The 14,879-nt window shown below is 68.3% G+C and carries 16 protein-coding genes; all 16 read right to left on the bottom strand.

Annotation, left to right across the window (positions count from 1 at the left end):
- Positions 1-16: 16 nt before the first annotated feature.
- On the bottom strand, positions 17-673 hold the full coding sequence (locus METRZ18153_RS0103855) for a 5-formyltetrahydrofolate cyclo-ligase (RefSeq protein WP_020163482.1): 657 nt from the start codon (positions 671-673) through the stop codon (positions 17-19).
- On the bottom strand, positions 670-1,752 hold the full coding sequence (locus METRZ18153_RS0103850; protein ID WP_020163481.1) for a hypothetical protein: 1,083 nt from the start codon (positions 1,750-1,752) through the stop codon (positions 670-672). Before METRZ18153_RS0103850 ends, METRZ18153_RS0103855 begins: the two co-directional genes overlap by 4 nt.
- Entirely contained in the window at positions 1,749-2,153 is a 405-nt protein-coding gene (locus METRZ18153_RS0103845) for a hypothetical protein (protein ID WP_020163480.1), read from the bottom strand. Before METRZ18153_RS0103845 ends, METRZ18153_RS0103850 begins: the two co-directional genes overlap by 4 nt.
- A 30-nt stretch (positions 2,154-2,183) precedes the next feature.
- Positions 2,184-2,495 carry a metal-sulfur cluster assembly factor gene (locus METRZ18153_RS0103840; RefSeq protein ID WP_020163479.1) on the bottom strand — a complete coding sequence of 104 codons (312 nt, stop codon included), beginning with the start codon at positions 2,493-2,495 and terminating at the stop codon, positions 2,184-2,186.
- Positions 2,492-2,932, bottom strand: a complete 441-nt coding sequence (locus tag METRZ18153_RS0103835; protein ID WP_020163478.1) for an RrF2 family transcriptional regulator — start codon at positions 2,930-2,932, stop codon at positions 2,492-2,494. Before METRZ18153_RS0103835 ends, METRZ18153_RS0103840 begins: the two co-directional genes overlap by 4 nt.
- Before the next feature lie 2 nt (positions 2,933-2,934).
- A complete protein-coding gene (locus METRZ18153_RS0103830; protein ID WP_020163477.1) occupies positions 2,935-4,170 on the bottom strand; it encodes an NnrS family protein in 1,236 nt (411 codons plus the stop codon).
- A gap of 104 nt (positions 4,171-4,274) precedes the next feature.
- A complete protein-coding gene (locus METRZ18153_RS0103825; RefSeq protein WP_020163476.1) occupies positions 4,275-4,604 on the bottom strand; it encodes a hypothetical protein in 330 nt (109 codons plus the stop codon).
- A gap of 261 nt (positions 4,605-4,865) precedes the next feature.
- Positions 4,866-5,585, bottom strand: coding sequence for a flagellar brake protein (locus METRZ18153_RS0103820; RefSeq protein ID WP_020163475.1), 720 nt, complete (start codon positions 5,583-5,585; stop codon positions 4,866-4,868).
- A gap of 135 nt (positions 5,586-5,720) precedes the next feature.
- The gene (locus tag METRZ18153_RS0103815; RefSeq protein WP_020163474.1) at positions 5,721-6,191 is read right to left on the bottom strand and encodes a GlcG/HbpS family heme-binding protein; all 471 of its coding nucleotides are present in this window, start codon (positions 6,189-6,191) and stop codon (positions 5,721-5,723) included.
- Between the two features lie 31 nt (positions 6,192-6,222).
- On the bottom strand, positions 6,223-6,651 hold the full coding sequence (locus METRZ18153_RS0103810) for a c-type cytochrome (protein WP_020163473.1): 429 nt from the start codon (positions 6,649-6,651) through the stop codon (positions 6,223-6,225).
- Between the two features lie 61 nt (positions 6,652-6,712).
- Entirely contained in the window at positions 6,713-7,120 is a 408-nt protein-coding gene (locus tag METRZ18153_RS0103805) for a c-type cytochrome (protein ID WP_020163472.1), read from the bottom strand.
- Between the two features lie 55 nt (positions 7,121-7,175).
- Positions 7,176-7,934, bottom strand: a complete 759-nt coding sequence (locus tag METRZ18153_RS0103800) for a substrate-binding periplasmic protein (RefSeq protein ID WP_020163471.1) — start codon at positions 7,932-7,934, stop codon at positions 7,176-7,178.
- 37 nt (positions 7,935-7,971) lie between these two features.
- A complete protein-coding gene (locus METRZ18153_RS0103795) occupies positions 7,972-9,765 on the bottom strand; it encodes a PQQ-dependent dehydrogenase, methanol/ethanol family (protein ID WP_232415958.1) in 1,794 nt (597 codons plus the stop codon).
- A gap of 334 nt (positions 9,766-10,099) precedes the next feature.
- Positions 10,100-10,909: an enoyl-CoA hydratase/isomerase family protein gene (locus METRZ18153_RS0103790; protein ID WP_020163469.1), complete on the bottom strand. Its 810-nt coding sequence runs from the start codon at positions 10,907-10,909 to the stop codon at positions 10,100-10,102.
- 359 nt (positions 10,910-11,268) lie between these two features.
- On the bottom strand, positions 11,269-12,465 hold the full coding sequence (locus tag METRZ18153_RS0103785) for an acetyl-CoA C-acyltransferase (RefSeq protein WP_020163468.1): 1,197 nt from the start codon (positions 12,463-12,465) through the stop codon (positions 11,269-11,271).
- Between the two features lie 13 nt (positions 12,466-12,478).
- Positions 12,479-14,860 carry a 3-hydroxyacyl-CoA dehydrogenase/enoyl-CoA hydratase family protein gene (locus METRZ18153_RS0103780; protein WP_043363747.1) on the bottom strand — a complete coding sequence of 794 codons (2,382 nt, stop codon included), beginning with the start codon at positions 14,858-14,860 and terminating at the stop codon, positions 12,479-12,481.
- Positions 14,861-14,879: the final 19 nt, after the last annotated feature.

Below are 14,879 nucleotides of genomic sequence, written 5' to 3'. Positions count from 1 at the left end.
GGTGGGTCTCCGTGGTTCAGCGCAGGATGCGGCTGGCGACCAGCGCGTGCGCGCGCTGTGCACAGGTTTCGACGTCGATCTCGTGCAGACCGTCGACGCCGACTTCGAAAATGCCCGCTTCGGTCACGATGAAATCCATCGGAATGTCGTGCGGCTGCGGGTGGATGGTGGGCATGCGCGACAGCTCGAAGGCCACGCCTATCTTCAGCGGCTGCACCGCGCAGGCCGCCAGCGTGCGGTCGAAGAAACCGCCACCGTAGCCGAGACGATAGCCGCGCGCGTCGAAACCGACCGGCGGAATCAGCAGTGCATGCGGCTGCACGACATTGGTGTCGTCCGGCACCGGCAGGTCATAGACGCCGGGCGTGGTCGCCACCCCGGGCCACCATTCGCGGAACACCAGCGGCGCATTGCGCTCGACCACTTCGGGCAGCGCGCCGCGCGCACCTTGCACCCGCAGCGAGCGCAGCAGGTGGCGCGAGTCGAATTCGCCGCGGAAGGGCCAGCAGAAGCCGACCGTCATGTGCTGCAGCAGCGGAAAGCCGGCTTCCAGATAGCCAGTGATTTCGACATTGCGCGCCATGCGCTGCGCCGGCTCGACCGCCTCGCGCTCGGCCAGCAGTCGTTGCCGCTCGGCGCGCCGCCAGGCGGCGAGATTGTCCGGGGTGCTCATGCAGGCATCTCCTTCCTGTGTGAAGCTGCGCTCACCGCGCGCAGCATGACGGCGGCAAACAGCAGAATGGCCAGCGCGTGACCGGCGCCGGCAAGCATCAGTGCATCATGCCGCCCGACGCCGACCGCGACAATGCGCAGCGCCAGACTGGCTGCGAGCAGCCACAGCGGCAGGCGCGCCAGACCGGTATAGGCAGGCCGCAGTCGCAGCAGCGCCGGCAGGATGATGGGCGCGTGGCCGAACACCATGGCGAACACGAATCCGAGCAGCACTGCGTGCAGCCCGGTCGCGGCGAGCGGGCCGGCGTCGACGCGCAGTTCGCCATACAGCCCGAGCAGCGCGCCCACCAGCAGCCACAGATAGCCCACCGTCAGGCACTGCGCGGTGTGTCCGGGCCAGCCGGCGGCGGTCCAGGCGCGCGGTGCGATGTCCCAGCGCAGCAGCCAGACCGCCAGCAGCGCGCAGCCCGACCACAACGTGAAGGGCAGCACACCGCTGACGCCGAGCGCGATCAGCAGCACCGCGGCGACGAACAGCCGGCGCGCCAGCGGCGGCAGACGCATCATCTGAGTCAGTTCGCGCCGCTCGCCGGCGATGGTGAGCACGAGAAAGCCGACGCCGCCGCGGGTCAGCGCAGCGAGGTCGCCGTGCAGCATCCACAGCAGCACGCCGACCAGCCAGCACGCGGCGCCGCCCGCTTCGACCAGCAGATGCAGCGACCAGGCGCGGGTGACACCCCCATATATATAGAGAGTGACGAGACCGGCCGCCGCGGCGGCCCAGCAGACCTGGGCCAGCGGCAGCAGCACCGGAACCTGCGCCAGCACGCCGCCGACGCCGGCCAGCAGCGGCGCCAGCAGACCGGCCAGTCGCTGCAGCGCCACCGCACGTTCGAGCGCGATCAGCGTGCCGAAGAAGGCGCACAGCATCAGCGCGCCATGCACCGGCGCCGGCATCACCGGCAGCGGCAGTCCGAGACGCGCCAGGCCGCCGGTCATGCCGGACAGCAGCGCGAGCGCCGCCAGCAGCGCGCAGGCGGCGACCGCCCTGCCCCACAGCGGCGGGCGCGCCGGTTTCATCCCAGCCGCACCGCGCGACCGTGGCGGTCGATCGGCATCAGTCCGTCCAGCCGGCCGGCCTTGACCGACTCGACCATGCGGTCGAGCGCGCGGTCGACGTCGGCCGCCGCCGGCGGCTGGCCGTCGCGCCCCGACAGCGCGGCGACGAAGGCGATGGCCCAGTCCGGCGCAAACAACTGCGACTCCTCGATCAGCGCCGCGAAGTCCGGCATCTCGTGCGGCGACTTGTCGACGCAGACCTGAGGCACCAGCGCGCCGCCCTGGCCCGCCTCGAAGCGCGCGCGCTCGGCGGCGCTGGCGCCCTCGGGCAGTTCGGCGCGGGCAAACACCAGCAGCAGGCGCTGCGGTTCCGGTTGCTGGCGTGCGGCGGCGAGCAGGTCGTCGAAGGTGGAAATCTGCATGCGGAAGGCTCCGTGGATGTGGGGTTTCTGTTACCAGCCGAAGCGTAGCTGCAATGCCGGACTCATGCGGCCCGGATGCCATTCGGTGTCCCAGTCGAACTCGACGTGCACCGCCCAGCCCGGCGGGCAGGCGGCGCGCAGCGCGGCCGTCGCGTCCTCGATCAGCACCTCGCCCATCGGGCAGGTGGCGCTGGTTGGAATGAGCACGACGTCCACACGCCCCTCGCCGATGTCGATGTGCTTGAGCAGTCCGAGGTCGACGATGCTTTCTGCCAGTTCCGGGTCGGGCACCGTGTGCAGCGCGGCGCGCAATGCATCGATGGTGGGCATGTTCGCGGTCATGAAACTCTCCTGAGCGGCGCGACGGAACCGGGTGACTGCGCGAGCAGATCGGCCAGCGTATGACCGTCGAGATGTGCAAGGAAGGCCTGCAGTGCGCCATCGACGATGGCGGTGAGCCGGCAGCGTCCTTCCAGCGTGCAGCCGGTACGCGGTGTGTCGGTCAGACACTCGACCAGGCGGAAATCCGGCTCGACGCTGCGTACGACCGCACCGAGGCGGATGTCGGCCGGCGGCTGTGCCAGCCGCATGCCGCCGCCCTTGCCGCGTACCGTGTCGAGCCAGCCGGCAAGCGCGAGCTGGTGCGTCACCTTCATCAGGTGGGCCTCCGAAATGCCGTAGGCCTGCGCCACCTCGGCAATGGTGCACAGCCGCTCCGGGTGCTGCCCCACGTGCATCAGCAGGCGCAGCGCGTAGTCGGTCATCGTCGTCAGACGCATGTTCAGCTCCGGCGCGGGGTGATGGAAACCGCCTGCACCGCAGGCCCGGCGCGGTCCGGCCGCGGGCGGATCATCATCGGGAAGAAGCGCCACAGATAGAGCGCGAATGCGAGCGCCCACGCGGTCGCGGCCAGGTGCAGCAGATGCACCGACGCGGCCGACGGGTGCAGTGCGGCCAGCCTCAGCACGACAGCGGCGATCACCAGCGCGTAGGCGGCGACCATGCTGCGGTCTGTTTCGAGCGGCCGGCCGAGGTGGCCGAGCGCGGTACGCGTGATCATGCCGATGATGAGCACTGAAAAGCCGCCCATCGCGATCACATGCACGTGCAGCGCGGCCGGCAGGCCGGCGCCGGCGGCGTGCGCCGCGGCCAGCAGCAGGCCGGTGCCGAGCGCCACGTAGCCGACGTAAAGAATCCACAGCAGCGGCTTGTGCAGCACGCGCCACGGCTTCCAGCTCGCCCACTGCACGAGCGCAATGCCGCCGGCCGCCACGAGCGCCGCCGCCTGCACCAGCGGCCAGCCGGCAATCAGACCGAACACCGCCAGCGCACTGGCAATCAGCTGGGCCATGCCGCTTCTCAGATGGGTGGGCACGGTCAGACCGGGCACTGCGCGCATGGCGAAAAAGGGAATGACGCGCCGCGCGACCAGCAGCGTAAGCAGCGCCATCACCAGCAGGCCGGCGTTGAAGTGCTGCATCAGCGTCGCGTAGTCGCCGGCCCGCGTGGCGATCAGGAAGGCGGCGTCGGTCGCGCCGAGCGCGAGCAGCATTAAGGGCACGACGTAGTTGCGGGTATTGCGCGACAGCAGCACGGAGCGCCCGAGCGCCGCAGCGGCCAGCGCGAAGAAGGCGACGTCAGCCAGCGCACCGATCAGGAACGCGCTGTCGCCCGGCAGCAGGAAGGCGGCGCGCGCCACCATCCACGGCAGGCAGAGCGCGGCCAGCGCGCGCCCTTCGATCGGATTGATGCCGGTCCAGGCGCCGCCGGCGGTCATCAGGAAACCGACCGCGATGGTGGCGACGAAGCCCCACAGCATTTCATGCGCGTGCCAAGCCAGGCCGCCCAGCGTGCCGCCCGCCAGCTGCGGCGCGAATATCCACAGCGCGACGGCGACCAGCGCCCACGATGCGCCGGCCAGATAGAGCGGGCGAAAGCCCATTTCGAGGAAGGCATCCACCGACGGCGTATGCGCCGGGCCGGTCGCCGGTTCGTCGATGGTAAGCAGGATGGCCATGTTCGCGGTCCGTCAGGTTGACGACTGCAAACATATATCCGTGATGAACCTTAAGACTTGACGCAGGACAAGCCGGGCGTCTGAGTCCGACCGAAAGACCGGAATCAGCGGCCGGCCGGATCCTGCTCGCTGCGGATGACCTCGCCTTCGATGACGCGGCCGCCGCTGGCCGGCACATCGCCGAAGGGCGTCTGCATCGGGTTGTCCATCTGCTCGCGCATGCGACGGCGCAGTTCGCGCGTCTTCCACCACATGACGCCCCAGAACAGCAGTCCGCCGACCACCGCCACCGCGACGATCACCACCGAGAACATGAGCCCGAGCACCAGCAGGCCGCCCGCGGCAATGACCGCGAACAGCTTGCCGAAGAAGCCCTTGGGCTGGATGTGGATCTGACGGCCGTGCAGGCGCCGTGAGGATGGGTCGGTGTACATGCGTGGGCGCCCCTGTATGTGCGAACTGTCGATATGGGGCTGACCGCGGGCGCTTGCAAGGGTTCGCCGGGGCCGCGGGTCAAGGGCCCTGTCGCGGCCAGGGCCGCTCGCACGGGAGATGCGTGTCCGACCCGCGACCTGAGCCCAGGCCGGAGTTCTGTGGGAGGGGTCTTGACCCCGACAGCAGCCTGCATCGAAGCCGGCGGACTGCGGCGGCTGCGGCCAAGGTCGCCCCCACGGGAAGGGGCGCCCGATCCGCGACTACAGGCGCCGGTGCGGCTGTTCGACCAGATTCTGGTAGACGTAGCTCTTCAGGAACACCGACGTCTGCGCATTGATGTCGTCGAACTCGACGCCATAGGCAGGTTCACCGGTGTCGGGCACTTCGTGGCGGTTGCGGATGTGGCCGCTGACGACGACACGGGTGCGCACCTTGTGGATGTCGAGGATCAGTTCCAGCGACACCTTGTCGCCGACCGCGCGGCCCGGTTGCCAGACGCGCACTTCGGCGCCGGTGGCACTGAGGTTCGTGACCACGGTGGGCACCGGCTCGTCGGCGTCCATCACGCGAGCGCTGATCGACGTGGCGATGCGCTCGGCGTTGCGGATCTGCCGCATCGAAATGCGACGCGGGAATTCGAGATGCAGGTACTCGAAGGGGCGCACCGAGCGCTTGCCCACGACGGTGCTGAAACCGTAGGCGTGACGGCCGGAAAAGGCGCGCACGCCTATCGTATCGCCTTCTATCGGAGGGCCGGCCCAGGGGCGCGTGTCGGGCATCGTCACCAGCACGCTCAGGTCGTTCACCCAGCCGATCAGCTTGACGACGCCCGGCTGGTCGCCGAGCTTGGCCGGCGGCTCGATCACCATGCGGTCGCCGACCTTGAGGCCGATGTCCTTGAACAGTACGTCCTGGAGTGTGGTCGCAGCATCGCCGGTCTTCACGGCATCTTCGATGGGGCTGGCGGCTCTGGTATTCATTGTTGTTCCGACACGGCGTGAGGCGTTGATCGGCTACCCGAAACGGGTTTAACGATTCATCCGCGTGGAACTGAAGGGTGGCGCAGCCCGCCGGCGCAAAAAAATTTTACATTTCGCGCCGAGCGGACAGGATGTTCAGAGCAGGTTCTTCGCCGCCTCCAGACCCTTCTTCGCGCACTCCTCGTCCTCTTCCTCGCTGCCACCGCTGACGCCGACGCCACCGATGTGCACACCCTTCGAGGTCATGATGGGCAGGCCGCCGATGATGGAGGTGGTGCGCGGCAGCACTTCCGCGCCCGGAATGCCCTTGGCCAGTTCGCGGAACTGGCGGGTGGACACCGGCAGGCTGGCCGAGGTGTCTGCCTTCAGCTGAGCAACCTGCACGCTGATCAGGATGCTGCCGTCCATCCGGCTGAAGTACTTCGGGTTGCCGGCGGTGTCATGCACCGCGGTGATCATGCGCCAGCCCTTGCCGGCAGCGTACTTCTCGCAGCCCTCGGCGATCGCCTTGGCGGTGGCCAGGTCGAGCACCGGCTGTGCGGTCTGCGCGTGAGCGCCGCCGGCCACGAGGGCGAAGGCAAGCGCTGCGGTGATGCGTGTTTTCATGTCGTGTTCTCCTTGTTGTGGTGTGACAGGCTCAGAACCAGTTTTCGTCGTCGGCCGCGGCGGCCTTCTTGTCGGCGACCTGCACGCGCTTCGCCTCTTCGCGCAGGAAGGCGATGATCTGGCGGATCTCTTCCGGCTTCAGAGCGGGGCCGAAACCGCCCATCTGGGTGTTCGGCCGCCCTTCGGAAATGATCTTGAACATGTAGTCGTCGGAATTCGCGCCGCCCGGGCCCCAGGCGCCCTTGACCAGTTGCGGGCCCTTGCCGCCCTTGCCGCGCGAGTTGTGGCATTGCTGGCAGTTGCGGCCGAACAGCTCCTCGCCGGCGCTGGCATCGCTGGCCGCCGGCGCACTGCCGCCGCCGGGGCCACCGGGACCGAAGGCCGACACCTGGGTGACGCCGAGCGTCAGCGTGAGCGCGATGGCGTATCGCGCGGCCGCGCGTGTCAGGGGGTAAGTCATCAAATGTGCTCCATCGGAAATGCGACAGGTCCGGCCGCGACAGGCGCAGCCGGACGGTGGATCAGAACCAGAGGTCGTCCTCGGCGCCGGCCTTGGCCTTTTCGGCCGCCTTGACGCGCTTGGCCTCCTCGCGCAGGAAGGCGACGATCTGCCAGATCTCCTGCTGCGTCAGCGCCGGGCCGAAGCCGCCCATCTGCGTGTTCGGGCGGCCGTTGGCGATGATTCCGTACATGTAGCCGTCGGTATTGGCACCGCCCGGTCCCCAGGCGCCCTTGACCAGCTGCGGGCCCTTGCCGCCCTTGCCGCGCGAGTTGTGACACTGCTGGCAGTTGCGGCCGAACAGCTCTTCGCCCGCTTTCGCAGCGTCCGGATCGTTGGCCAGCGGATTGGTGGCCGGGATGGCGTCGTCGGCCTGCGCACCGGCGATCAGGCCGGCGAGCAGCAGGCTCGCTGCGGTGACACGAAACATCTGCAACTCCATTCGAATGCGGTGGCGCCGGCGGCGAGCCGCCAGCGCCGGTGGATCAGGGGAAACCGGCCCGGCGCGCGATGGCGTCCAGCGTGCCGTCGGCCTTGAGCGCCGCCAGCGCGTCGTTCACCGCGCCACCAAGCGCCGCATCGGCGCGCCGGCTGGCGATGACGAAACGGGTGGTCAGCGACGGCTCGGTCAGCACCTGGCGTATCGCGATGCCGTCCGGCGGCGGGGTCTCGGCCAGGCGGCCGGCCCACACCAGCGCCGCCGCGATGTCGCCGCGCGCCAGCGCCTCCATCAGTTGCCGGTGATTGCCGTAGGGCGTTCGGTTGTAGCCACCGGCCAGCAGGTGCAGGTCGGCTGGCGTCGCGGTGACGGCGCCGACCCTGGCCTTGCCCAGATCGGACAGCGACTTCACCTTGCCTGCCGCCGGCGCGACCAGCACGTAGCCGACCGACACATAGGGCGTGGAGGCGACCAGACCACGTTCGGTCAGGTCCTCGCCGCCGCCCTCGGTTTCCGGCAGTCCGACGAACAGGTCGCAGGCGCCCGCCTGAATCGACTGCTTCAGCGCGCGTCCCATGCCACCGCGCGAAGGCACGACGATCCAGTTCAGTTTCGGTTCGCGACCGAGCTTCGTCGCCAGCGCCTGCACGACCTCGACGTCGAGGCCGCGGGCACCGCCCGAGCTGGAGGAGAACGGTTCGTTGCCGTCGACCACACAGGCGGTGAGCGGCGCGGCCGATACGATGGAAGACAGCGCCAGAGCCAGCGCGCAGGCAGCGGTGCGGAATGCGGGGGACTTCGTCATGGCATGACGGGGCGCCCTTGCGGGCGCCCCTGCTCCATCACTCGGCGAGGCCGAAGATCATCATGCCGCCGCCGCGGTTCTGGTGCTTGAACAGCTCGTCATACACCAGCGGCCACAGGCTGCCGCCACCCGGGCCATACACGATGGCCACGTACTGCTTGCCGTCGACGGTGAAGGTGGTCGGGTTGCCGTGGATGCCGGTGCCGACGTTGAAACGCCACAGCGCCTCGCCAGTGTCGTCGCGCATCGCGTGGAACCAGCCCTCGGCGTCGCCTGCAAACACCACGCCACCTGCGGTCGCCAGCATGCCGCTGGTGGCCGGCGTGCTCTGCGGACGCTGCCACACCAGCTCGCCGGTGGTGGCGTTGAAGGCCTTGATGCCACCGGTATAGGGATTGGCCTTCAGCACCTTGGACGATAGGAACCACTCCCCCTTCTTCCATTCCATCTTCTTGGCCTGGATGTCCATCGAGCTGTCGATGTAGGGCACGTAGAGCAGCTTGGTCTGCGGGCTGTACGCTGCCGGGTGCCATTCCTTGCCACCGTCGAGAATAGGCGCGATGTCCTTCACCACCTTGTCGTAGCCCGGCACCTTGTCCGGGTTCACGATGGGCCGGCAGTTGTCGCCCCAGCTCTTGACCCAGTTCACGCGTGCGATCGGCACCACCCAGTTGCACTTGCCGGTCGTACGGTCGATCGAGTACAGGTGACCGTTGCGGTCGCCGTGCAGCCACACCTTGCGGCCCTTCTCGTCGTCCACCAGGATGGTTTCGTTGTTGCCGTCGTAGTCCCAGGCGTCGTTCGGCGTGTACTGGAAGTGGTTCTTGATCTTGCCGGTACGCGCATCCATGATCAGCGTCGAGTTGCTGTACAGGTTGTCGCCCTTGCGCACGCTCGGATCGAAGTCCGGCGTCGGGTTGCCGACGCCCCAGTAGATGGTGTTGGTCTTCGCTTCGTAGTTGCCGGTCAGCCAGGCGGACGAGCCGCCGGTGCGCCACGAGTCGTTGGCCCAGGTCTTCGCGTTCGGGTCGTTGGCGTCGACCGGACGGGTCAGCGTCTGCCAGACGATTTCGCCGGTGTCCGGGTCGAGCGCGGTGATCTTGCCGACATTGCCGCCGACGTCGCCGCCCGAGTTGCCGACCACGATCTTGCCGTCGGCCACCAGCGGCATCGAGGTGTAGATCTCGCCGGTCGTGTAGTCGCCGAGCTTCTTCTCCCACACCACCTTGCCGGTCGTGTTGTTCAGCGCGACGACGTGGGTGTCCAGCGTCGCCATGTAGACCATGTCCTTGTACACGGCCACGCCGCGGTTCACCGCCTCGCAGCACAGGCGCGGGCCGAGGTCGCCCGGCAGCGAGCGCTCGTATTTCCAGATCATGCGGCCGGTCAGGCCGTCGATCGAGAACACCTTGTTCTGGCTGGCGGTCACGTAGATGCGACCGTTCACCACGGTGGTCTGGCTATCCTGCGCATCATTGACGCCGAAGGACAGATTCCACTTCGGCACCAGCTTCTTCACGTTGTCCTGGTTCACCTGACGCAGCTGCGAGAAGCGCGTGCCCTGGTAGTCCTTGCCGTAGTGCAGCCAGTTGTTGGCGTCCTTGTCGGCGTGGATGAGCATGTCGTCGCTGACGTAGTTCGGACGCCACTTGAAAGTGGCTTCGAGCACGTTGATGCCGAGCGGGGGTTCCGGATCCTCGGCGTGGACGACCATCGGGGCGAGCAGCAGCGCTGCCAGCAGACTCCCTGCAACCGAATTCAATGCGCCGGGCCGCCGTGCGCGGCCGTTGTGCTTGTTCATCAGGCTTCCTCCGTTGTTGTGGATGCGCATGCCCGGTCACCGGCCCGGTTTTTATCGGCCGGTGCCTGCGGAACTTCCTGCGTTCCGATGACACACGCAGGCATACGCCTGCAGCATTCGTGCCACTGAGGAGGTGCCAGATCGCCTGCGGCGGAAATCGGGAACAGGCGGCGCTATCCGGCGAACGGGATGCCGACCCGCCGTTTTCAGGAGGCCGTCCCTGAGACAGTCGGAGGCTGGCGGATGAGACAGCTGTCTCGGAAAAACTGCGCTACAAATGTCGCAGCAGAGAGATCTTCGAGAGGCGGCGACCCACGCCCGCGGGGTCGCTGCCGACGACGCGCGGCGCCCGGGGCACCTGCCTTCAGCGTCCTTCGAACTTCGGCTTGCGCCGTGCGATGAAGGCGGTCACCGCCTCGGCGAAATCCTGGGTCGCGGCGCAGCGACCGAAGGCGGCGGCTTCATCGGCCAGTTGCTGCGCCAGCGGCTGGCCCGACGTATTCAGAAGGCGCTTGATTTCCGCCCAGCCGTGGCGCGGACCGCTCGCCAGACGCTCGACCTCGGCTTCGACCGCATCGTCGAACTCGGCCACCGTCACCACGCGCTCAACCAGCCCCAGTGCCTTCGCCTCGTGCGCATCGAAGCGGCGCGCACTCCACATCAGCTCGCGCGCCCGCCGCTCGCCGAGAGCACGCACCAGGAAATGCGACTGACCGCCGGCCCCCGGCTGTGCGAGCCCGATGCCGGCGGTGCTGAACACCGCATCGTCGGCCGCGATGGCGATGTCGGACGCCAGCATCAGCGACAGGCCGTAGCCGACACAGTCGCCGCGCACCGCGGCCACCACCGGCTGGTGCGCATGACGCAGCGCGAGGATGACTGGATTGACCCAGTTCTCGACCAGCGCGCGAAAGGTGGCCAGACGCGCCGGCGCATCCAGCGGCAGACTCTGCGAAAACTCGTGCACGTCACCGCCTGCACTGAAGCTCGCCCCGTCGCCGCGCAGCAGCAGCACGCGGCACTCGGGTTCGGGCAGCACCCGCTCGACCGCCTCGCGCAGGGCCTGCATCATCGCCGTCGTGTAGGCGTTGCGCCGCGAGGGGCGCGACATGGTGAGCGTGGCGACGCCACGTTCGAGCGAGCTCAGGATGTGGCCGGAATCGTTCGATTTCATCTGCAGCACGGTCTCAAGTACGAAGGCGCGAGCTTATACCGCCGGCAGCGCAACGCGTCCTGTGGGAGAGAGCTTGCTCGCGATGGCGACCTGAACCGGAGCACGCGGCCTGCCAGCGCCGCGTCGCGGCCAAGGCCGCTCCCACAATAGAGCAGTCACCGCCCACCGCCGGAGCCGCGGTCCTGTGGGAGCGAGCTTGCTCGCGATGGCGACCTGAACCGAAGCCCGCGGCCTGCCAGCGCCGCGTCGCGGCCAAGGCCGCTCCCACAGGAGGCCTCGGCAACGACCCGCGCCGATGATTCTGTGGGAGCGGCCTTGGCCGCGACTGGGCTTGTGTTCCGGTGCCGGGGCTGTTCCGCTCACACCTTCTCGAATATGCCAGCCGCCCCCATGCCGGTGCCGATACACATGGTCACCATGCCGGTGCGCGCTTCACCGCGTTGCATCGCCGCGATGACGGTGGCGGTGCGGATGGCGCCGGTGGCTCCCAGCGGGTGGCCGAGCGCGATTGCGCCGCCGAGCGGGTTCACCTTCGCCGGATCGAGATCCAGCGTGCGGATGACGGCCAGCGCCTGAGCGGCGAAGGCCTCGTTCAGTTCGATCCAGTCGATATCGGCCTGCGCGATGCCGGCCTGCTTCAGCGCGCGCGGAATCGCTTCGACCGGACCGATGCCCATGATTTCCGGCGGCACGCCGGCCACCGCGAAGCTGCGGAAGCGCGCGATCGGGGTCGCTCCGGTGCGCTGCACCGCCGCCTCCGACATCAGCAGTACCGCCGCCGCGCCATCGGACATCTGCGAACTGTTGCCGGCGGTGACCGAGCCGCGCGCGGCGAACACCGGACGCAACTTCGCCAGCCCCTCGGCGCTGGAATCGGCGCGCGGGCCTTCGTCGGTATCGAACACGCGTTCGACGATGCGCACCGTATTGCTCGCCAGGTCCGGCAGATGGCTGCGCACGGTGTAGGGCAGGATTTCACCGGCGAAGCGGCCGGCGGCAATCGCTGCCAGCGCCTTCCGGTGGGACGCGAGCGCGAAGGCGTCCTGATCCTCACGCGTCACTGCGTACTTGTGCGCCACCTTCTCCGCCGTCAGACCCATGCCGTAGGCGATGGCGACGTTCTCCGGCGACTCGAAGGCGCGCGGATTCACCGTCACCTTGTTGCCCATCATGGTCGGCATCACGGTCATCGATTCGGTGCCGGCGCCGATGGCGATGTCGCACTGCCCGGTCATGATCTTCAGCGCCGCGTCGGCCACTGCGTTGAGCCCGCTGGCGCAGAAGCGGTTCACCGTGACGCCCGGCACCGACACCGGGAAGCCGGCGAGCAGCAGGCCGATGCGCGCGACATTCATGCCCTGCTCGGCTTCCGGCATCGCGCAGCCGACGACCACGTCGCCGATGTCGTTCAGGTCGAATTCGGGCACCGCATCCACGACGCCGCGCAGCGCGTGCGCCAGCATGTCGTCCGGCCGCACGTGGCGGAAGGCACCACCCTTCTTCGCCACCGGCGTGCGCTTCGCGGCGACGATGTAGGCATCCTGTATCTGTTTCATCGCGAATCTCCCGTCAGTTCCGCAGCGGCTTGCCGGTGTCCATCATGTGCGCGATGCGCGCCTGCGTTTCCTTGGTCTTCAGCAGATCGACGAACAGCGCGCGCTCGACTTCGAGCAGCCACTGCTCGTTCACCCGCGCGCCGGTCTCGATGTCGCCACCGCACAGCGCGGTCGCCGACGCGTGCGCGACGCGGTAGTCGTGCGCCGAAATCATGCCGCCCTCGCGCATGTTCACCAGCATCATGTCCAGCGTGGCGATGCCGCTGCGGCCGGCCACCGCAATGTCGACCGCCGGCAGCGGCGGACGCCAGGCGCTGTCCGCCATCGCCACCGCGTTGCGGCGCGCGACGTGCAGCAGTTCGCTGGCGTGCATGACGACCACGTCTTCCTGCTTCAGCAGGCCCAGTTCCTGGGCGTGGCGTGCGCTCTTCGATACGTTCGCCATCGCGATGGTCTGGAACACCGACTGCAGGAAATTCATCGGGTCCTTCGTCGCTGAAGCCTCGGCCGCGCGCGCGGCGCGGATCGCGAATTCCTTGCAGCCACCGCCGGCCGGAATCAGGCCGACGCCTGCTTCGACCAAGCCGATATAGCTTTCGAGAGCGACCACCGCGCGCGGCGAATGCATGACGAACTCGCAACCGCCGCCGAGCGCCATGTTCTGCACCGCGGTGATCACCGGCACCTGGGCGTACTTGATCGCCATCGACGCCTGCTGGAAGTCGTTGATCACGCGCTCAAGCCGCACGAAGTCTCCCGCTTCGAGCACCGGGCGGATCTGCTTCAGATTTGCGCCAACCGAGAACGGCCCTTGCGGCTGCCAGATCACCAGGCCTTCGAAGTCGCGCTCGGCGCGCGCGATCGCTTCGCGCATGCCGTCCAGCACCTGCGGTCCGACGCAGGACATGCGGCTCTTGAACGACAGCACCGGCACCCGCTCGCCGTCGGCATCGTCCAGCGTCCACAGCCTCACCTCCTCGCCTTCCCACACGGTGTGCGTCGCGCGCGGCACTTCGGCCAGTACGCGCTCGGGGAACAGCTGGCGCGGCGACACGCTGCGCGCCTCCAGCTTCGCGGCGGAAGCCGACCACGATCCGGCGGCCTCGTGCACGCCGTGGCGCTCGAATACCCAGGCCGGCAGCGGCGCGTCCGACATCGTTCGGCCGGCGGCGACGTCCTCGCGCAGCCACTGGGCCACCTGCTGCCAGCCGGCGCCCTGCCAGGTTTCGAACGGGCCGGCGCTCCAGCCGAAGCCCCAGCGCATCGCGAAGTCGACGTCGCGCGCGTTGTGCGCAATGTCGCCCAGATGCACGGCGACGTAATGGAACACGTCGCGGAAGATGGACCACAGGAACTGCGCCTGCGGATGTTCGCTCGCCCGCAGCGCGGCCAGCTTCATCGCCGGATCGCGCTCGGCAAGAATGGTCTGCACCTCTTCGGCAATGGCGCCGGCGGCGTCGCGGTAATCCTGCTGCGCGAGGTCCAGCACCTTGATCGCCTTGCCGTCCTTGCGATAGACGCCGGCCTTGGTCTTCTGGCCGAGCGCGCCGCGTTCGACCAGTGCGGCCAGCCAGGCGGGAGCGACGTAGTGACGGTGCCACGGATCGTGCTGCAGATTGTCGGTCATGGTCTTGACGACATGCAGCAGCGTGTCGAGGCCGACCACGTCGGCGGTGCGGTAGGTGGCCGATTTCGGCCGGCCGATGGCCGGACCGGTCAGCGCGTCGACCTCGTCGAAACCGAGGCCCAGCCGTACCGTGTGGTGCATCGCCGCCAGCATCGAGAACACGCCGATGCGATTGGCGACGAAATTGGGCGTGTCGAGCGCGCGCACGACGTTCTTGCCCAGCGTCGTGGTCAGGAAATCCTCCAGACGGTCAAGCAGCGCGGCGTCGGTCGTGCGCGCCGGAATCAGTTCGACCAGCGCCATGTAGCGCGGCGGGTTGAAGAAATGCACACCGCAGAAACGGCTGCGCATCGCTTCCGGGCAGCCGTCGGCCAGCGCGTTGATCGACAGGCCGGAGGTGTTGGTGGCGAAGATCGCGTCACTGCGCAGGTGCGGCGCCACCTTCGCGTACAGGCCGTGCTTCCAGTCCATGCGTTCGGCGATGGCTTCGATCACCAGATCGCAGTCAGCCAGCCGCGCAGCGTCGCGGTCGTAGTTCGCCACTTCGATATGGGCAGCGCGGTCGGCGGTGGCCAGCGGCGCCGGTTCGAGCTTTTTCAGGCCGGCGATGGCGCGCTTGACGATGGCGTCGGGGTCACCCTCTTTCGCGGCGAGGTCGAACAGGATGACGGGAACGTTCGCGTTGGCGCAGTGGGCGGCGATCTGCGCGCCCATCACGCCGGCGCCCAGTACGGCGACGCGACGGATGCGGAATCTGGAGGATGTCACGATGCGGACTCCCGGGAGA

It is taken from the genome of Methyloversatilis discipulorum (assembly GCF_000385375.1).
Taxonomy (GTDB): domain Bacteria; phylum Pseudomonadota; class Gammaproteobacteria; order Burkholderiales; family Rhodocyclaceae; genus Methyloversatilis; species Methyloversatilis discipulorum_A.
This window is presented reverse-complemented; position numbering and strand designations above follow the sequence as displayed.